Origin of the sequence: Aeromonas sp. s12, assembly GCF_040907925.1 — a bacterium.
Taxonomy (GTDB): Bacteria; Pseudomonadota; Gammaproteobacteria; order Enterobacterales; family Aeromonadaceae; genus Aeromonas; species Aeromonas veronii.
In genome coordinates this window covers 110,892-129,125 of the sequence record NZ_JBFOCT010000011.1, presented here as the reverse complement: position 1 = coordinate 129,125, position 18,234 = coordinate 110,892, and the positions used below count along the sequence as shown (strand labels likewise).

The window sequence follows — 18,234 nt, the reverse complement described above, 5'->3', positions numbered from 1 at the left end:
GCACTTTTCATGAAGGTCACCATTTTTGGCACAGGCTATGTCGGGCTGGTGCAGGCCGCCGTTCTGGCCGAGGTGGGCCATCAGGTCTGCTGCGTGGATGTGGATGACGAGCGGATCGCCGCCCTCAGGCTGGGGCAGATCCCCTTCTATGAGCCGGGGCTGGCCCCGCTGGTCGAGAGCCATCTTGCCAGCGGCCGCCTGAGCTTCACGGTCGATCCCGCCATTGCCGTGGCACACGCCGATCTGCTGCTGATCGCCGTCGGCACCCCGGCTGACGAGGATGGCTCGGCCGATCTGCAACATGTGCTGGCGGTGGCCGACACCATAGGCCGACTGATGAGCCGCCCCAAGCTGGTGGTGACCAAGAGCACAGTACCGGTCGGCACGGCGCAGCAAGTAAGGGAACATATTGAGCTACAGTTGGCCGAACGTGGGCAGACCCTCACCTGCGAGGTGGCGGCCAACCCCGAGTTTCTCAAGGAGGGGGCGGCGGTCAACGACTGCATGCGGCCAGATCGCATCATCATCGGCTGTGACAGCGAGCGGGCACTTGAGCAGTTGCGCGCCCTCTACGCCCCCTTCAACCGCAATCACGACCGGATCGTGGTGATGGATCTGCGCAGCGCCGAGCTCACCAAATACGCCGCCAACGCCATGCTGGCCACCAAGATCTCCTTTATGAACGAGATGGCGGCCCTCGCCGAGCAGCTGGGGGCCGATATCGAGGCGGTGCGTCAGGGGATGGGAGCCGATCCCCGCATCGGTTACCACTTTATCTACCCGGGCTGCGGCTACGGAGGCTCCTGCTTCCCCAAGGATATCAAATCGTTGCGCCATACCGCGGCGAGTGTCGGCTGCGACGCCCCGCTTTTAGCGGCGGTCGAGCAGGTCAACCAGCGCCAGCAACAGAAGATGGCGCAAACCCTGCTGACCCGCTTCGGCCCGGATCTGCGCGGCCGCACCTTCGCCCTGTGGGGGCTGGCGTTCAAACCCGGCACCGACGACATGCGCGATGCGCCGAGCCGCCCGCTGCTGGCCGCCATCTGGGCTGCCGGTGGCCGGGTGCAGGCCTTTGATCCCAAGGCGATGGAGCGCGCCCGCCAGATCTACGGCCAGCGGCCGGATCTGCTGCTCTGCCCCACTCAGGAATCTGCGCTGGAAGGGGCTGATGCCCTGCTGATCTGTACCGAATGGCAGGCGTTTCGCGCCCCCGATTTCCAACAGTTGAAAGCACTGCTCAACCAGCCTGTCATCATCGATGGCCGCAACCTCTATGACCCGCGCCAGCTCAGCGAACTCGGGTTTGACTATCACGCCATCGGGCGACCACATCTTCCCGCCAAAAAGCCGCCTGCCAACACCAGCTGCAACCCGGAGACTCAACCATGATCTATCTGGTCACCGGCGTCGCCGGTTTTATCGGCTTTCACGTGGCCAGCCAGCTGTGCGCCGCAGGTCATCAGGTGGTGGGGATCGACAACCTCAACGACTACTACGAGGTGAGTCTGAAAGAGGCGCGGCTGGCCCAACTGGCCAGTTTCCCCCATTTTCACTTCGAGCGGCTGGATCTGGCGGATCGCGAGGCGATGGCGACCCTGTTTGCCAGCAACCGTTTCGAACGGGTGATCCATCTGGGTGCGCAAGCGGGGGTGCGCTACTCCATCGACAATCCGTTCGCCTATGCCGACAGCAACCTCACCGGTATGCTGACGGTGCTGGAGGGGTGTCGTCACCACGGGATTCAGCACCTCATCTACGCCTCCTCCAGCTCGGTCTATGGCATGGGGGAGCAGATGCCCTACTCCACCGCGCAGCAGGTAGATCACCCGGTCTCCCTCTACGCCGCCACCAAGAAGAGCGGCGAGCTGATGGCCCACGCCTACTCGGCGCTCTATGGCCTGCCCACCACAGGGCTGCGCTTCTTTACCGTCTACGGCCCCTGGGGTCGGCCCGACATGGCCATCATCAAGTTCACCCGCGCCATCCTCGCGGGAGAACCTATCGACGTCTATAACAACGGCGATCTCAGCCGCGACTTCACCTACATAGACGATATCGTCGCGGGGATCCTCGCCGTGGCCGACCAGCCGCCCCGTCCCAATCCCGATTGGCACGCCAGCGAGCAGAACGCGGCCGAGAGCGCAGCTCCCTACCGCATCCTCAATATCGGCAACGGCCAGCCGGTGCGGCTGCTCGATTTTATCGAAGCGCTGGAAGAGGCCATCGGCAAGCCCGCCATCAAGCGGATGCTGCCGATGCAGGCAGGTGACATGCACGCCACCTGGGCTGACAGCGAGCCGCTGCACACCCTCACCGGCCTGCGCCCCGCTACGCCCCTCAAGCAGGGGGTTGCCAAGTTCGTCCGCTGGTATCTCGACTACTACCGGCCCGCCCGCTGACGAGCGCGGGTAACCCCTCGGTCATTGATGAGTTAATCAGATACCACTGATGCCCCGCGGGTTTTAGGATGGCTAAACGCACTGTCTGCGCACCATAGCGAGGATTTGAGATGCAATCACAGGAACAGGGTCTGATCGATGGACTGTTCGACCGCCTCAAGCAAGCGCAAGCCAGGGATAGCGAGCGAGACCAACAAGCGGATCAGCTGATCCGCCAGCATCTGGCCCAGCAGCCGGATGCCCCCTACTACATGACCCAGGCGCTACTGATACAGCAGGCAGCCCTTACTCGCCTCAACGAGCGGATCAAGGAGCTGGAGTCCAGCCAGAGCGCCCCGAGCGGCGGCAGTTTCCTCTCCGGCCTGTTTGGTAGCGAAAGCAACCCGCCCCCGCGCTTCACTCCGCCACCGGCAACCGCTCCTGCCCAACCTGCGTCCCGTGCCAGCTCCTTTTTGGGTGGCGCCCTGCAAACCGCCGCAGGTGTGGCCGGTGGTGTGATGCTGGCCGATATGATCGGCGGACTGTTTCACAACAATCGGCCCGAGGAGATCATCGACATCATAGAGCCAGCGCCCATCGCCAATCCGGTCGATGCGGAACCGGTGCGCTGGGACGGCTGGGATTCACCTCCCGATGCTGGCAGCAATTTTCTCGACGACGATAGCCAGAGTAGCGGCTGGGCCGACAGTGACGATAACAACGACGGTTTCTTCTGACCGTCAAACCATTACTGGCCCCGCACCTAGCGGGGCTCAACTCGATACGAAACCCATGACTATGGAAAGTGTGATGACACCACGGATCGGCAGCGGCATGACGCGATATACTCAGCGCGCTTCGTGCCACCCGGGAACAACTCCCGACCCCAGGCGCTCTGTCCGTGGCCACGCAACACCCCCATGACGACAAGGAGCCACCTCATGATCCGAACCCTGCTTTTGACCGGTGCCGCCATTGCGGCCTATGCCCTGACCCAGAGCCACTCTCTGCTTCCCCTGCTCAGCCTTCTGGCCCTGCTTTCGCTCTGGGTTGTCAGCGAAATTGGACTGATATATCGCCAGTTACCAGCCGCCCAACCAGACGAATCTACCTACCACTTGGATGTCTGAGTTTGTTAAGAAATCCTTATGCCAACGCTTCTTCATCTAACAAGGTCGATATCATGAACTCAACTTCCCCACTTTATTCGAGCCTGATACTACTTGCTTGCCTGCAAAGTGCTTCGCTGTGGGCGCAATCCCCATGCCCAACAGGGGATGACTGCTCAACACTTAGTAACAACCAACCAGTCTCCGTACTGGGAAGCAACGGTGGTAACGGTGGTAACGGCGGTAACGGCGGTAACGGCGGCAACGGCGGCAACGGCGGCAACGGCGGTAACGGCGGTAACGGCGGCAACGGCGGCAACGGCGGCAACGGCGGTGATGGAGCTGATGGAGCTGATGGAGCTGATGGAGCTGATGGAGCTGATGGAGCTGATGGAGCTGATGGAGCTCAGCCTGACCAATAATACGTCCCTTGCAATCTATTTTTAGATTGAGGGCACAATTGGCTAGCCTATAAGTTCCATACCGTTTTGCTCTCTGAAATCCCCCCGCTATAACAACATGATCCACTGGGTTCGTGGCGATAGCAGCCATGTTCCTCTATATCTTCTGTACTCAAACAGGAGATAACCCATGAGGCACATCAGCGAAAACGGACTGTTTTTGCTGCTTTTTTTGTCGTTGTTACTGGCAGGTACGCCGCGGGCGATGGCACAAGGCAGGGATTTCAGACAGGCCCCCAAGGCGCTGACGGCGCTCAAGCAGGGTCAAGTGGCCCAGCAACACGGCAATCTGCAAAAAGCCATCGCCTTCTACTGTGTCGCCGCCAGCACCGGCAACCCAGAAGGATACTTCCGGATCGGCCGTCTGCTCGCCACCGGCCCTGCCTCGGTGCGCAGCGCCAAGCTGGCCAACAGTTATCTCGCCATGGCGATGCGCCTGGGCAACCAGCAGGCCAGCCGCTACTACAACCCGCGGGTCGGCAATGCCCCCATGGGCGATCAGTGCGGTGTCGGCATGCGCGGCGGACAAGGGAGTTATTCCGCCTTGCCCAGCACACCGTTCAATGTCGAGGCATATCTGGCACGCCAGTCACCGGGCAAACAGAAGCTGGTCACCATGCTGCGTCACGCCGCCAAACACCATAAGGTGGATGCCCGGCTGGTACTAGCGATTGCCATCGCCGAATCCAATCTCAACAGCCGTGCCGTTTCCCCCAAGAATGCCCAAGGGCTGATGCAGCTGATCCCCGAAACCCAGCAACGGTTCGGGGTAACCCGGCCATTCGATCCAGCCCAGAACATCAAGGGTGGCGTCAGTTATCTCAAGTGGCTGGATCGCCGCTTCGATGGCGACTGGGTACTGATCTCGGCAGCCTACAATGCCGGGGAAAAAGCGGTGGAACGCTATGGCGGGATCCCGCCCTATGACGAGACGCAGGAGTATGTGAAACGGGTGCTCTACTTCGCTGGCCACAAACAGCCCTGAGCGGAAAATCAGAAGCTCGCCCGATCGGAAGGCGGCACACGCCTCTTTCTGCGGCCACTGTGGCGGGCACGCCCACAATAATCGAAGCCATAGTGGCGGTAGTAACCCACCAGATTGCTGACCAGAAACAGCCCCTCCATCAGCGCTGCCACCGGTGAACCCACCAGCAAGTTGTTGGCCAACCAACAGAGGGTGCCGAGCAGCATCCAGCGCCGCAGCAGGCGATCATCCTGGCAGAAGGCCGCCCGGGTTTGCAGCAGGCTCGCCAGCAGCCCGATCCATGAGAGCAGGCCCTGATAGGTCGCCAGCGCAGCCGCACAGGCCAACCCCATGAAAAACCACATCAAGATGCGGCGAACCAGCCAGATACTCACAACAAAGCGCATACTGGCTAGCAGCAACAGGCTGGCGGCCGACCACTGCCCGAGCAGGGCAAAGTGACCGGCATTGAGGGCGCAGGAGAGGGCCAGACAGGCCAGGATCCTGCGGCGATCCCGCAACTGAAACGACAACAGATCGAGCAACAAGGCCAGGCTCACCACCAGCTGCGACCACAGAAACAGCGACATCATCCACACCTCATCCGTCATTTGGATGGCGCAGCTTGAGGGGATGGTCGGAGAGCGGCATTAACCCGTGTTAATGCGCCTGCGGATCCGTGACAGAGTGACCGGACTGATACCGATATAGTTGGCGAGCTGCACCTGAGTGAGCCGCGCAGGCCAGTGAGGGAAGGTGTGGCAGAGCTCCCGATAACGCTCCTCGGGAGAGTGAAGCAGCAAAAACGCCTCCTTGCGCTCCTTGTAACCGAGCTGCAGGCGTAGCAGGGCCATGCAAACCGGCTGCCAAGCGGGCTCATCCAGCAGGGTGAGCGGCACCCGCACCACCTGCAACTCCGTCAGCGCCTCCAGCTGATAGCGGGCGATCGATCCCGTGAGCCAGCTGTCATAGAGCAGGCAGAGTTCCCCCTCGAAGTAGAACTCCTTGCAGCGCTCCTGTCCGTCCCGGGTGTAGTGGCAGGCGCGAGCGATGCCCGCTTCGATATAGAAGGCAGCTTCCTGCTCTGCCCCTTGCGCCAACAGTGCCTGACCGGCGCGCAGCGTCTGCCGTGGCAAGCGCTGGCAGAGAGCTTCACTCAGCGCGGCGTCCAATCCCATTGTGCAGAGAAAGTCGGCCAGTGAGGGGGCTTGAGGAGATGGGTTCATGACGGCTCCGGAACAAAACGGCAGCCCACATCATGCCCAAATTGCACGGCTGATGCAGCAAGGCGTGACCGCTGCGGCAAAGGGGGGACATAGCCGGGTGCCACCTTTGCCCCCCCTCGTCCGTTGGTTTACAATCGACGGGTTTTTTGGAACCCGGTTGACCTGTGTCGACCTGGCCCCACCACGACATCAGTCTGTTAATGCCAAGACATTAACCTGCTGAAAAGGAAGAGAATTAGCCAATGGCTCAATTTATTTACACCATGAACCGGGTCGGCAAGGTAGTGCCGCCCAAGCGTCATATTCTCAAGAACATCTCCTTGAGCTTCTTCCCGGGCGCCAAGATCGGCGTGCTGGGTCTGAACGGCGCCGGTAAATCGACCCTGCTGCGCATCATGGCGGGCATCGATACCGAGATCGAAGGGGAAGCCCGTCCACAGCCCGGCATCAAGATCGGCTACCTGCCGCAGGAGCCGAAGCTGGAGCCAGAGCAGACCGTACGCGAAGCGGTCGAAGAGGCCGTTGGCGAGGTGAAGCGCGCCATGGCCCGTCTGGACGAGGTCTATGCGGCCTACGCCGACCCGGATGCCGACTTTGACAAGCTGGCCCGCGAACAGGGCGAGCTGGAGGCCATCATCCAGGCCCAGGGCGGCCACAACATGGAAAACCAGCTGGAGCGTGCGGCCGATGCCCTGCGCCTGCCAGCTTGGGATGACAAGATCAAGCACCTCTCCGGTGGTGAGCGCCGCCGTGTGGCACTCTGCCGTCTGCTGCTGGAAAAGCCGGACATGCTGCTGCTGGACGAACCGACCAACCACCTGGATGCGGAATCCGTGGCCTGGCTGGAGCGCTTCCTGCACGACTACGAAGGCACTGTTGTGGCCATCACCCACGACCGTTACTTCCTCGACAACGTGGCAGGCTGGATCCTGGAACTGGACCGCGGCGAAGGTATCCCGTGGGAAGGCAACTACTCCTCCTGGCTGGAGCAGAAGGACGCACGTCTGGCGCAGGAAGCCAGTTCCGAAGCGGCTCGCCGCAAGTCCATCGAGAAAGAGCTGGAGTGGGTTCGTCAAAACCCGAAAGGACGTCAGGCCAAGTCCAAGGCCCGTATGGCTCGCTTCGAAGAGCTCAACACCAACGACTACCAGAAGCGCAACGAGACCAACGAGCTGTTCATTCCGCCCGGACCGCGCCTCGGCGACAAGGTGGTGGAAGTGGCCAACCTGCGCAAATCCTACGGTGATCGGGTGCTGATCGACGATCTGTCGTTTGCCATTCCGAAGGGTGCCATCGTCGGCATCATCGGCCCGAACGGTGCCGGTAAGTCAACCCTGTTCCGCATGATGTCGGGTCAGGAGCAGCCGGATTCCGGTGCCATTACCCTGGGTGAAACCGTGGTGCTGGCCTCTGTCGATCAGTTCCGCGACAGCATGGATGACAAGAAGACGGTCTTCGAAGAGGTCGCTGACGGTCAGGATATTCTGCGCATCGGCAACTACGAGTTCCCGAGCCGCGCCTATATCGGCCGCTTCAACTTCAAGGGTTCCGACCAGCAGAAGCGGGTTGGCGAACTCTCCGGTGGTGAGCGCGGTCGTCTGCACCTGGCCAAGCTGCTGCAGACCGGCGGCAACGTGCTGCTGCTGGATGAACCGACCAACGATCTGGATATCGAAACCCTGCGCGCCCTCGAGAACGCCCTGCTGGAGTTCCCGGGTTGTGCCATGGTCATCTCCCACGACCGCTGGTTCCTCGACCGTATCGCCACTCACATCCTTGACTATCAGGATGAGGGCAAGATCGAGTTCTTCGAAGGTAACTTTACCGAATACGAAGAGTGGAAGAAGAAGACCTACGGCGCCGAGGCGATCCAGCCGCACCGCGCTAAATATAAGCGCATCGCCAAATAAGGCTAACTGCGTGTTGAGGGGAGCTTCGGCTCCCCTTTCTCTTGCCTTTTGACTTACAATCCTAGACGGATGCCTTTGCATGGATGTAGCACGATGACGACCCCCATAGAGAAAAAACTCACCATCCAGATCCGGGTTGAACCGGGTTGCCTCGGGCCGGATGGCAAGGAGCACATAGAGACCTTCTGTGCTGCTGCCGCCAAGATTTTTGCCGCCGTGGAGCCCGAGCTGGTGAGCTGGGTGCTGATCCCCCGCTACGACAAGCAACTACCGGAGCAGGAGTTCTTTATCGAGGGGCGCAAGCTGACCGAAGAGCAGGCAAGCCTCTTTCTGCGCCGCTTCGGCCACGAGCTGGGTGAGGTACAAGACCGGCTCGACTCTGTGCTGGCCCAGCTGGTCGAGCGCTACTTCAAGACCCTTTAAGCCCCCAATTTTCGATAAAAGGTTCTCTGCTGAGAACCTTTTTTCACGCTCAAAAAGCAAACGTTTGAATTTTTACTCTATTCATTGATCTGCTTCGCAGATCCGGGGTTTGTAAACGGCGCCGCCTGTGTAAAAATGTGCGCGCTGTCACGGTATCAGGACGAGTCTGGTTACTTAACCGCCAGAAACAGGGCAATTTACCCCGCATGGATGGGATAGCCCGTTCCCCTGCTGCTTATTTCACGTCACCTATTGGAATCCAACATGAATCAACAACACCAAGCTGCCAATCAGGCCGCCGGGCAAGGATTGCTTGAGCGCCTGTTTGCCCTGCAAGGCCATGGCACGACCGCCCGCACCGAAGTGATTGCCGGTATCACCACCTTCCTGACCATGGTCTACATCGTGTTCGTCAACCCGCAGATCCTCTCTGCGGCGGGCATGGACACCCAGGCCGTGTTCGTCACCACCTGCCTCATTGCCGGTATCGGCAGCATCCTGATGGGCCTGTTGGCCAACCTGCCCATCGCGCTGGCCCCCGCCATGGGCCTTAACGCCTTCTTCGCCTTCGTGGTGGTTGCAGGTATGGGTTACTCCTGGCAAGTGGGCATGGGCACCATCTTCTGGGGTGCCATGGGTCTGTTGATCCTTACCCTGCTGCGGGTGCGCTACTGGCTGATCGGCAACATCCCACTCACCCTGCGGGTCGGCATCACCGCCGGTATCGGTCTGCTGATCGCCCTGCTCGGCCTGCACAACGCCGGGATCGTGGTCGCTAGCCCCGCGACTATGGTAACCGTGGGCAACCTCACCTCCCTGCCCTGCCTGCTGGGTCTGCTCGGTTTCTTCCTGATCTGCATCTTCTCCGCCCGCGGCGTCCACTCCGCCGTGCTGATCGCCATCGTGGTCACCACGGGTCTGGGCTGGCTGTTTGGCGATGTCACCTTCAAGGGCTTCGTCTCCATGCCCCCCAGCATCGAACCGGTGTTCGGCCAGCTGGATCTGATGGGATCGCTCGATATCAGCCTGGCCGGGATCATCTTCTCCTTTATGCTGGTCAACCTGTTCGACTCTTCCGGCACCCTGATCGGTGTCACCAACCGCGCCAAGCTGGCCGATGACAAGGGCCACTTCCCGCGCATGAAACAGGCCCTGATGGTGGATAGCGTCAGCTCCGTCGGCGGCGCCTTCATGGGCACCTCCTCGGTTACCGCCTTTATCGAGAGCAGCTCCGGCGTCGCCGTCGGCGGCCGTACCGGTCTGACCGCCATCGTGGTCGGCCTGCTGTTCCTGCTGGCGATCTTCTTCTCTCCAGTCGCCGCCATGGTGCCGGCCTATGCCGCCGCTGGCGCCCTTATCTATGTGGGTGTGCTGATGTGCTCCGAGCTGACCCGGGTGAAGTGGGAAGATCTGACCGAAGCGGTACCGGCCTTCATGACCGCCGTCATGATGCCGTTCAGCTTCTCCATCACCGAGGGGATCGCAGTGGGCTTTATCTCCTACTGCGTGATGAAGGCGGGCACCGGCCGCTGGCGCGAGATCAACCCCTGCGTGCTGGTGGTGGCCCTGCTGTTCGTGCTCAAGTTCGTCTGGGTCGATAGCCACTAAGCGGCACTCTGTCCCAATAAAAATGCCAGTCAGCTGACTGGCATTTTTTTATTCCGGCGTTGCTATCAACCTGTGCGCTGGCCATAAAAAAATCCGAAACCTGTGGCTTCGGATTTTTGCTATTCAGCATATGGCAGAGCGAGGTTATCCCCTCGCCTGCCACCTCGGCAGAACTTACTCGGCAGCCATGCGGACTTCGATGTAAGCCAGTGCGCGGTCGATACGCGCCAGTACACGATCCTTGCCGACCAGTGCCATCACGGCATCGATGGCAGGGGATTGGCCTAGGCCGGTGACGGCCACACGCAGCGGCATACCAACCTTGCCCATGCCCTGACCCAGCTCGGCAGCGGTCGCTTCAATCAGCTCGTGCAGCGCTTCGGTGGTCCAGCTATCCAGTGCGGCCAGCTTGGTCTTGGCCAGAGCCAGCGGCTCGGCAGCTACGCCACGCAGGTGCTTCTTGGCAGCCGCTTCGTCGATCGCCTCGTACTCTTCGAACAGGTAGCGGCTCTGGGCGGCCATCTCAACCAGGGTGTTGCAACGCTCGGCCAGCAGAGTGACCACGTCGGCCAGAGCCGGGCCATTGCTGGTGTCGATCTTCTGGTTTTCCATGTGCCATGCCAGATGCTTGGCCACATAAGCCGGATCCAGGCTGCGCATGTAGTGGTTGTTCAGCCACAGCAGCTTGTCGGTGTTAAAAGCTGAGGCGGACTTGGAGATGGCATCCAGGCTGAACAGCTTGATCATCTCTTCCAGGGTGAAGATCTCCTGATCGCCGTGGGACCAGCCCAGACGTACCAGATAGTTCAGCAGCGCTTCCGGCAGGTAGCCGTCATCGCGGTACTGCATCACGGAAACGGCACCGTGGCGTTTGGAGAGCTTGGCGCCGTCGTCACCCAGGATCATGGAGACGTGGGCAAACTCCGGCACCGGCGCGTTCAGCGCCTTGTAGATGTTGATCTGGCGCGGGGTGTTGTTGATGTGATCTTCACCACGCACCACGTGGGTGATCTCCATGTCCCAGTCATCGACTACAACACAGAAGTTGTAGGTCGGCGCGCCGTCGGTACGGCGGATGATCAGATCGTCGAGCTCGGTGTTGGCGAACTCGATGCGGCCACGGACGTGGTCATCGAACACCACGGAACCTTCGGTCGGGTTGCGGAAGCGGATAACGTGCGGCGCATCGGCCGGGTGATCGTGGGCGTGGTCGCGGCACTTGCCGTCATAACGGGGCTTCTCGCCGTTGGCCATCTGGCCTTCACGCAGCGCTTCCAGACGCTCTTTGGAGCAGTAGCACTTGTAGGCGCGGCCATCGGCCAGCATCTCGTCGATCAGCGCGTTGTAGCGATCGAAGCGCTTGGTCTGGTAGTAGGGGCCCTCATCCCAGTTCAGCTCCAGCCATTCCATGCCCTCAATGATGGCGTCGATCGCCTCCTGAGTGGAACGTTCCAGGTCGGTATCCTCAATACGCAGCACGAACTCACCGCCCTGGTTCTTTGCAAACAACCAGGAATAGAGTGCGGTACGGGCACCGCCGACATGCAAAAAGCCGGTCGGGCTGGGAGCAAAACGGGTTTTGACTTTCATCTTTAAGCCTTGTGTAGAGGGCCTTGGGCCAATTCGTTAGAAAAAACCGTCGCATTTTAGCACCGACAATCACGGATGGGAAAACCATGACGCCATTGCGGGCTAAAGTAGGGGATTAAATCTGTCGCCATTTGCATCTGTAGCCCGATATTTGAAGAGGATCGCAAAACCGAAGCCCCGTTTCCGATTTGCTATGCACAATGCTGGAGAGCTGCCTCCTCCGGTCGATACCCAAATAACGCTCACCACACTTCTCACGAACAAGGAAGAGACGATGCAGTTCCGTTCTATCCAGAATCGCATTCTAGTGATGGCCGGGATCGCCATGACCGCAGCCCTGGTCATCCTGATCCTGCTCAACCAATACTCCGGCCAACAGACCCAACAACTCACCATCAGCTCCAGCCGTGAAGCGCTGCAGCAGGAGGCATGGCAGAAGGTCAGCGCCAATGCCCGCGCCGAGGCGGCCACCATCACCCAACTGCTGCAAAAAGGGCTCTCCTACACCCAGCAGATGGCCAGCGCCCTCGCCCTGCAACAGCAAGGCAAACTGCCGCTGGATCGCCAGCAGGCCACCGACCTGCTCAAGGCACAACTGGCGTTGGAGCCCCAGCTCTATGGCGCCTTCGCCGGCTTCGAGCCCAACGGTTTCGACGGTCAGGATGCCAGCTTTGCTGGCCAGAGTGCGCTGGGCAGTGATGACAAGGGGCGCTTCGTGCCCTACTTCTATCGCGACAAGGATCAAATCGGTACCGATCTGCTGCTCTCCATCGAAAAAACCGACCCGGACGAATTCGGCAATCCCGCCAACGACTACTACGCCTGCCCGAAACGGGAAGGACGCTCTTGCCTCATCGATCCCTTCAAGGTGGATATCAATGGTCAGCAGGTGCTGGTGAGCACGATCACCACCCCCATCATGGTGAATGGCCAGTTCCGCGGCATCGCAGCCCTCGATCTGGCGGTGGACTCCATCAGTCGTCAGGCCAAGAGCCTCAATAGCAATATCTATGACGGCAAGGGCGAAACCCTGATCGTCAGCGCCGCCGGTGTCATCACCGGCACCAGCGGTGATGCCAGCCTGCTCGGCAGCAGCGCAAGTAAGGTGCTGGGCAACCAGTGGCAACAGTACCTGAAACCGGAAGTTCAGCGTCAGGAGCTGGACGAGTCATTCCGTATTTCCGTCCCCATCATGGTGCCGGGAATGAGCCGCAACTGGGCCATCATCGTCACCCTGCCCTACAAGGTGGTACTGGCGGGCGCCGATCAACTGGAAAGCCAGCTGAGCGACATGAACCAGGCAGCCATGACCCAGCAATTGGTGGGCGCCGTTATCGTACTGGTGCTGGCGCTGGCCACCATGCTGGTGATTGCCCGCAGCATCACTGGCCCCATTCGTCAGATGGTCAGCCTGGTGGATGACATCGCCGATGGTGAAGGGGATCTCACCAAACGTCTCGCAACCCGCTCGGTGGATGAGCTGGGGGATCTCGCCAAGGGGATCAACCGCTTTATCGACAAGCTGCAAGGGCTGCTCGGGGATGTGCTCAAGACTGCCAGCGAGGTGAACCGCTACGCCGGTGATACCGATCGCATCGCCGGTCAGACCGACAACAATCTGCAGCACCATCAGGCGGAGATGGAGCAGATGCTGACCGCGGTACAGGAGATGTCCTACGTCAGTCAGGAGGTCGCCACCCACGCCAACAACACCGCCGACTCGGCCAAACAGGCACAAAGCGCTGCCGATCAGGGCAAGGAGCGCTTCCAGCAGGTGATCCAGTCGATGCACAAGGTCGCAGCAGAAGCAGGTAAAGGGGCCGAAGTGGTGGAAGGGCTGGCTCACGACAGCGCCCAAATCACCAGCATCCTCACCGTCATTCAGGGGATTGCCGATCAGACCAACCTGCTGGCCCTCAACGCCGCCATCGAGGCGGCGCGGGCTGGCGAACAAGGCCGCGGCTTTGCGGTGGTGGCCGACGAGGTGCGCAAACTGGCGGGCAATACCCAGCAGGCGGTGCAGAACACCCAGGAGTTGATCGAGAAGATCCGCCAGAGCTCCACCAATGCAGTCAACGCCATCACCCAGAGCCAGCAGCTGACCCATCAGGCGGTGGGCGAGGCGGATCTGGCTGAAGAGGCGCTCGGCAGCATCTACCAGGCCATCTCCACCATCAACGACATGACCTATCAGATCGCCTCCGCCGCCGAAGAGCAGAGCTCGGTCTCAGAAACCGTCTCCGGCAACCTGTCAAAAACCAACGCACTGGCCAACGACATTGCTCAGGATGCGACCGAAACGGCCAAAGCCAGTCAGGCATTGCGTCAGGCGGCCGACAAATTGCAGCAATTATTGGGTCAATTTCGTCTCAGCTGATAATTTTCCGCCTCAGGACTCTCCCCCTCGGGGGCGAGTCCGTTTACCATAGGCGGCGAATTTGCCTGATGGCAGGCAATGTAGTGAGAGGTAAATGCCGTGCCCACCCCGGACCGTCGCCCACGAGGCCATAACAGACGAGCCCAGCAGCGTCGCCAAGACGAATCACAAGGATCCCTGCTCCATCGCATCAATGCCGCGACCCTGTCCCTGCGCCAACGTTTTGGCCAAGGGATGAGCAACCTCGGCCAACGTCGCCAGGATGCCAAAGCAGGCAAATTCAAGCTGTCCAGCCCGCTGCCGCGTAAAAACACCATAGGTCTGCTGATCCTGATCCCGCTCTGGTTGCTGGTGCTGGCCTGGGAGCCGGCACCATCCGCCCCCAAAGCCGCCCCTTCCGGCTCGCTGGAAGTGCCGCTGGCCGTGCCTGCTCAAGCTCTAACTGTCGGCAGTGACGCGGCAGGCAGTACCCCCGCGGCAGCCAAGCCGGTCGAAGAGAAGGTCAACGGCACCTGGCTGCAACACGATGTGCAGGCGGGTGAAACCCTCTACTCCATCTGGCGTAAATTCGAGTTACCCGGTGCCGAGTTGAGCCGCCTGATCGCCATCGAGGGGCCGGATCGCCCCCTGACCCGCCTGCAATCGGGCCGCTCTATCTTCATCCTGGTGGACGACACCCGACGCATCCAGCGGGTGGAGATCCGCTCCTACGGTCAGGCGGTTTACCGCTACGACCGGCAGGGCGAAGGGTTCGCCCTCAAGGAATAACAAAAACGGGAGGCGCTGGCCTCCCGTTTTTTTCAGCCAAATATCTTCAAATAAGCTACTGACTTCACAATATTTTTAGCTTGTTCAAAAAACGAAAGGGGTCAAATTGACAAGGATCGGCGCTAACGTACAATCGTTTGTGCTTTAGACAGGGATTGTTCTACGTGCTACTGGGACAAAGAGACGTGGTCAGTCATGAGCCAACCCCTGATTGCAAGGCAAATGCAGCCCAGCACGGGCTTAGTTTCATTTTGTTATTGATAGGATTTAGCACATGTCTGACATTCGCACCGGCCAGGTAAAATGGTTCAACGAAACCAAGGGTTTTGGCTTTATTGAACAATCCCAGGGTCCGGACGTATTCGTTCACTTCTCCTCCATCCAGAGCACCGGTTTCAAAACCCTGGCTGAAGGTCAAAAAGTCCAGTTCACTGTGACCCAGGGCAAGAAAGGCCCTCAGGCTGAAAACGTTACTCTGGTCTAAGCCCGCGCCAGTGAATCATGCAGGAGGAGCCAAGGCCCCTCCTCTTTTTTGCCCGCAATTCTCGCCTCCCACCACCTGTCACAACCGCTTGCCTCGTACAATCCGCACCATGAGCCCACATCCCTTTCCTGTTGGCAGGAGGTGGTAGAGACGCGCTGAGTAAACGCCAGATACGACAAAGCATCGCAGCGCGATGTGAAGGGCAATTCAAAGGGATTATGAAAACTTCGAAGAGAGATTGGAGCGGGAAACGAGACTCGAACTCGCGACCCCAGCCTTGGCAAGCGCGGATCATGCTCTACCAACTGAATGTGGCTGCGATTGTATGGAGAAACTGAATTCGTGAGCTTGGGGGGAAAGATACTGAATTTGAAGAGAGATTGGAGCGGGAAACGAGACTCGAACTCGCGACCCCGACCTTGGCAAGGTCGTGCTCTACCAACTGAGCTATTCCCGCAACAGAATGTCATTTACAAGTGATTGGAGCGGGAAACGAGACTCGAACTCGCGACCCCGACCTTGGCAAGGTCGTGCTCTACCAACTGAGCTATTCCCGCAACGGAATGTCACTTACAAATGTTTGGAGCGGGAAACGAGACTCGAACTCGCGACCCCGACCTTGGCAAGGTCGTGCTCTACCAACTGAGCTATTCCCGCAACAGAATGTCATCTGCAAGTGATTGGAGCGGGAAACGAGACTCGAACTCGCGACCCCGACCTTGGCAAGGTCGTGCTCTACCAACTGAGCTATTCCCGCATCGGAATATCACTTACAAATTTTTTGGAGCGGGAAACGAGACTCGAACTCGCGACCCCGACCTTGGCAAGGTCGTGCTCTACCAACTGAGCTATTCCCGCAACAATTTGGTTGTCTTGAGGCTGACTGATGATTGGAGCGGGAAACGAGACTCGAACTCGCGACCCCGACCTTGGCAAGGTCGTGCTCTACCAACTGAGCTATTCCCGCATCGGGCTGGTTTGCACCAGTGTCATCATCAGATTTTTGGAGCGGGAAACGAGACTCGAACTCGCGACCCCGACCTTGGCAAGGTCGTGCTCTACCAACTGAGCTATTCCCGCAACTACCTTAAAACAGGCCGTACAGCATTTGGTTGCTTGCGCTACTGTACGGGAGCCGAATTATAAGAGCAGTCATTCCAATTGCAAGGGCTTTTTTGTCTGGTTGCGCGCGTTCGCTCAAAAGCTGGCCGAACTGTCGATTTTAGCAGCCAGAGTATGACAAACCCTTGCCGGGGAATCAGATCTTGAAGACGTGGCTGCGATAGAACTGCAGCTCGGCGATGGATTCGCGGATATCGTCCAGCGCCTGATGGGTGCCGCTCTTCTTGAACTGATCCAGCAATTCCGGCTGCCAGCGGCGTACCAGCTCCTTGATGGTGCTGACGTCGACGTTGCGATAGTGGAAGAAGGCTTCCAGATCAGCCATGTGCTTGACCATGAAGCGGCGATCCTGACCGATGCTGTTGCCGCACAGTGGGCTGGTGCGCTCCGGCACCCACTGGCGAATGAACGCGAGGGTCTCGGCAACGGCTTTCGCCTCGTCATGCTGGCTCGCCTTGACCCGGGCCACCAGACCGCTCTTGGTATGGGTGTTGACGTTCCACTCGTCCATCTTGGCCAGCTCTTCATCACTCTGATGAATGGCAATCACCGGCCCTTCGGCCAGCACGTTCAGGTCCTTGTCGGTGACGATGGTGGCAATCTCCAGTACCACGTTCTCTTCGGGGTCGAGACCCGTCATCTCCATGTCGATCCATACCAGGTTCTGCGCGCTGACTGTCATGATTACTCTCTCTGTTGGGAGGAATGGCGGAATTTTGCCAATTTGCATGTATCATACTGGCTTTGGATCTGTTCATAAACTGGCGAATCGAGTGGCAAAGAAAGCAAAACTCAATCTGGGTCAACAAAGACGCGTCCAGGCCAACCGCGAGCGTCGGCTGCAAAAAGAGCACACCACAGAGGTGGATGACACCCTGTTTGGCCCGGCCATCGAAGGGGTGGTGATCAGCCGTTTCGGTCAGCACGCGGACGTGGAAGCGAGCGATGGCACCATCCACCGCAGCAACCTGCGGCGCAGCAGCATCAGCAGTCTGGTCTGTGGCGACAAGGTGGTGTGGCGTCCCGGCCTTAATGCCGCCATCGCCGGCGTCATCGAGGCGGTGCATCCGCGCCACTCGGTACTGACCCGACCGGACTTCTACGACGGGGTCAAACCCATCGCCGCCAACATCGACCAGATCATCATCGTCTCGGCTGTGATGCCCGAGTTCTCCACCAACATCGTCGACCGCTATCTGGTGGCCGCCGAGGATGTGGAGATCCGCCCCCTCATCGTGCTGAACAAGGTCGATATGCTTGATGCCGCCGCCCGCTCGCGCATCGAGAGCCAGCTCGAAACCTACCGCAAACTCAATTACGAGGTGCTGCTGGTGAGCTGCGAGAGCGGTGAAGGGCTCGATGAGCTGAAAGCCAAGCTCACCGACAAGATCAGCATCTTCGTCGGCCAGTCAGGGGTGGGCAAATCCTCGCTCACCAACGCCCTGATGCCGGGGCTGGATGTGCTCACCGGCGAGATCTCCGAAAACTCGGGGCTCGGCCAGCACACCACCACCACGGCGCGGCTCTACCACTTCCCGAGCGGCGGTGATCTCATCGACTCCCCCGGGATCCGCGAGTTCGCCCTCTGGCATCTGGAAGCCGACCGCATCACCTGGTGCTTCGTCGAGTTTCGCGACTATCTGGGTGGCTGCAAGTTCCGCGACTGTACCCACAAGGACGATCCCGGCTGTGCCCTGCGCGCCGCGGTCGACGCGGGCGCTATCAGTGCCGATCGCTTCCACAACTATCACCGCATCCTGGAAACCATGCAGGAAGCCCGTCACGGTCGCCAGCAAGCGCGCCTGTGACCCTAA

17 protein-coding genes and 7 tRNA genes are annotated in these 18,234 nt (G+C 59.7%); 12 read left to right on the top strand and 12 right to left on the bottom strand.

Going from position 1 to position 18,234, the window contains the following annotated elements; translation table 11 throughout:
• Nucleotides 1-9: 9 nt before the first annotated feature.
• The 4 genes from AB5Y67_RS04580 to AB5Y67_RS04565 all read left to right on the top strand — a co-directional run bounded on the left by AB5Y67_RS04580 (nt 10) and on the right by AB5Y67_RS04565 (nt 3,508).
• Nucleotides 10-1,389: a UDP-glucose/GDP-mannose dehydrogenase family protein gene (locus tag AB5Y67_RS04580; RefSeq protein WP_088870053.1), complete on the top strand. Its 1,380-nt coding sequence runs from the start codon at nt 10-12 to the stop codon at nt 1,387-1,389.
• Nucleotides 1,386-2,399 carry an NAD-dependent epimerase gene (locus AB5Y67_RS04575; protein WP_199427569.1) on the top strand — a complete coding sequence of 338 codons (1,014 nt, stop codon included), beginning with the start codon at nt 1,386-1,388 and terminating at the stop codon, nt 2,397-2,399. Before AB5Y67_RS04580 ends, AB5Y67_RS04575 begins: the two co-directional genes overlap by 4 nt.
• 110 nt (nt 2,400-2,509) lie before the next feature.
• Entirely contained in the window at nt 2,510-3,115 is a 606-nt protein-coding gene (locus AB5Y67_RS04570; protein ID WP_199427568.1) for a DUF2076 domain-containing protein, read from the top strand.
• A 204-nt stretch (nt 3,116-3,319) separates the two neighbouring features.
• Nucleotides 3,320-3,508 carry a hypothetical protein gene (locus tag AB5Y67_RS04565; RefSeq protein WP_040068682.1) on the top strand — a complete coding sequence of 63 codons (189 nt, stop codon included), beginning with the start codon at nt 3,320-3,322 and terminating at the stop codon, nt 3,506-3,508.
• A gap of 155 nt (nt 3,509-3,663) precedes the next feature.
• Here the strand turns inward: AB5Y67_RS04565 and AB5Y67_RS04560 are convergent, their stop codons facing one another.
• A complete protein-coding gene (locus AB5Y67_RS04560) occupies nt 3,664-3,906 on the bottom strand; it encodes a hypothetical protein (protein WP_199427567.1) in 243 nt (80 codons plus the stop codon).
• 172 nt (nt 3,907-4,078) lie between these two features.
• Between AB5Y67_RS04560 and AB5Y67_RS04555 the strand changes: the two genes are divergently transcribed.
• The gene (locus AB5Y67_RS04555) at nt 4,079-4,933 is read left to right on the top strand and encodes a lytic transglycosylase domain-containing protein (protein WP_199427566.1); all 855 of its coding nucleotides are present in this window, start codon (nt 4,079-4,081) and stop codon (nt 4,931-4,933) included.
• A gap of 8 nt (nt 4,934-4,941) precedes the next feature.
• Here AB5Y67_RS04555 and AB5Y67_RS04550 read toward each other — a convergent pair whose 3' ends face one another.
• The gene (locus AB5Y67_RS04550; protein ID WP_040068684.1) at nt 4,942-5,505 is read right to left on the bottom strand and encodes a YgjV family protein; all 564 of its coding nucleotides are present in this window, start codon (nt 5,503-5,505) and stop codon (nt 4,942-4,944) included.
• A 57-nt stretch (nt 5,506-5,562) separates the two neighbouring features.
• On the bottom strand, nt 5,563-6,138 hold the full coding sequence (locus tag AB5Y67_RS04545) for a Crp/Fnr family transcriptional regulator (protein ID WP_199427565.1): 576 nt from the start codon (nt 6,136-6,138) through the stop codon (nt 5,563-5,565).
• 242 nt (nt 6,139-6,380) lie between these two features.
• On the opposite strand from AB5Y67_RS04545, the gene ettA reads away from it, so the two are divergent.
• The 3 genes from ettA to AB5Y67_RS04530 all read left to right on the top strand — a co-directional run bounded on the left by ettA (nt 6,381) and on the right by AB5Y67_RS04530 (nt 10,079).
• Nucleotides 6,381-8,048 (top strand): energy-dependent translational throttle protein EttA, encoded by a 1,668-nt coding sequence (ettA, locus tag AB5Y67_RS04540; protein WP_199427893.1) that lies wholly within the window; start codon nt 6,381-6,383, stop codon nt 8,046-8,048.
• 93 nt (nt 8,049-8,141) lie between these two features.
• On the top strand, nt 8,142-8,471 hold the full coding sequence (locus AB5Y67_RS04535) for a hypothetical protein (protein ID WP_150390315.1): 330 nt from the start codon (nt 8,142-8,144) through the stop codon (nt 8,469-8,471).
• Nucleotides 8,472-8,735: 264 nt separating this feature from the next.
• Nucleotides 8,736-10,079, top strand: a complete 1,344-nt coding sequence (locus AB5Y67_RS04530; protein WP_005343409.1) for an NCS2 family permease — start codon at nt 8,736-8,738, stop codon at nt 10,077-10,079.
• A gap of 174 nt (nt 10,080-10,253) precedes the next feature.
• Here the strand turns inward: AB5Y67_RS04530 and gltX are convergent, their stop codons facing one another.
• The gene (gltX, locus tag AB5Y67_RS04525) at nt 10,254-11,669 is read right to left on the bottom strand and encodes a glutamate--tRNA ligase (protein ID WP_199427894.1); all 1,416 of its coding nucleotides are present in this window, start codon (nt 11,667-11,669) and stop codon (nt 10,254-10,256) included.
• A 274-nt stretch (nt 11,670-11,943) separates the two neighbouring features.
• Between gltX and AB5Y67_RS04520 the strand changes: the two genes are divergently transcribed.
• The 3 genes from AB5Y67_RS04520 (at nt 11,944) to AB5Y67_RS04510 (ending at nt 15,298) form a co-directional block, all read left to right on the top strand.
• Nucleotides 11,944-14,046 carry a methyl-accepting chemotaxis protein gene (locus tag AB5Y67_RS04520; RefSeq protein WP_325793955.1) on the top strand — a complete coding sequence of 701 codons (2,103 nt, stop codon included), beginning with the start codon at nt 11,944-11,946 and terminating at the stop codon, nt 14,044-14,046.
• A 99-nt stretch (nt 14,047-14,145) separates the two neighbouring features.
• On the top strand, nt 14,146-14,814 hold the full coding sequence (locus tag AB5Y67_RS04515; RefSeq protein WP_064338700.1) for a LysM-like peptidoglycan-binding domain-containing protein: 669 nt from the start codon (nt 14,146-14,148) through the stop codon (nt 14,812-14,814).
• Between the two features lie 274 nt (nt 14,815-15,088).
• Complete coding sequence (locus AB5Y67_RS04510) at nt 15,089-15,298, top strand: cold-shock protein (protein WP_005338972.1); 210 nt, start codon at nt 15,089-15,091, stop codon at nt 15,296-15,298.
• A 381-nt stretch (nt 15,299-15,679) separates the two neighbouring features.
• Here AB5Y67_RS04510 and AB5Y67_RS04505 read toward each other — a convergent pair.
• The 8 genes from AB5Y67_RS04505 to orn all read right to left on the bottom strand — a co-directional run bounded on the left by AB5Y67_RS04505 (nt 15,680) and on the right by orn (nt 17,102).
• Nucleotides 15,680-15,755, bottom strand: a tRNA-Gly gene (locus AB5Y67_RS04505).
• A 24-nt stretch (nt 15,756-15,779) separates the two neighbouring features.
• Nucleotides 15,780-15,855: transfer RNA gene (locus tag AB5Y67_RS04500), tRNA-Gly, on the bottom strand.
• 24 nt (nt 15,856-15,879) lie between these two features.
• Nucleotides 15,880-15,955: transfer RNA gene (locus tag AB5Y67_RS04495), tRNA-Gly, on the bottom strand.
• A gap of 24 nt (nt 15,956-15,979) precedes the next feature.
• Nucleotides 15,980-16,055, bottom strand: a tRNA-Gly gene (locus AB5Y67_RS04490).
• A 25-nt stretch (nt 16,056-16,080) separates the two neighbouring features.
• A tRNA-Gly gene (locus AB5Y67_RS04485) sits at nt 16,081-16,156 on the bottom strand.
• A gap of 33 nt (nt 16,157-16,189) precedes the next feature.
• A tRNA-Gly gene (locus tag AB5Y67_RS04480) sits at nt 16,190-16,265 on the bottom strand.
• A gap of 37 nt (nt 16,266-16,302) precedes the next feature.
• Nucleotides 16,303-16,378 (bottom strand) — tRNA-Gly (locus tag AB5Y67_RS04475).
• A gap of 178 nt (nt 16,379-16,556) precedes the next feature.
• On the bottom strand, nt 16,557-17,102 hold the full coding sequence (gene orn / locus AB5Y67_RS04470) for an oligoribonuclease (protein WP_167573881.1): 546 nt from the start codon (nt 17,100-17,102) through the stop codon (nt 16,557-16,559).
• A gap of 91 nt (nt 17,103-17,193) precedes the next feature.
• Here orn and rsgA point away from each other — a divergent pair, with 91 nt between their 5' ends.
• Nucleotides 17,194-18,228 carry a small ribosomal subunit biogenesis GTPase RsgA gene (gene rsgA, locus AB5Y67_RS04465; RefSeq protein WP_199427896.1) on the top strand — a complete coding sequence of 345 codons (1,035 nt, stop codon included), beginning with the start codon at nt 17,194-17,196 and terminating at the stop codon, nt 18,226-18,228.
• The last annotated feature ends 6 nt before the right edge of the window (nt 18,229-18,234 follow it).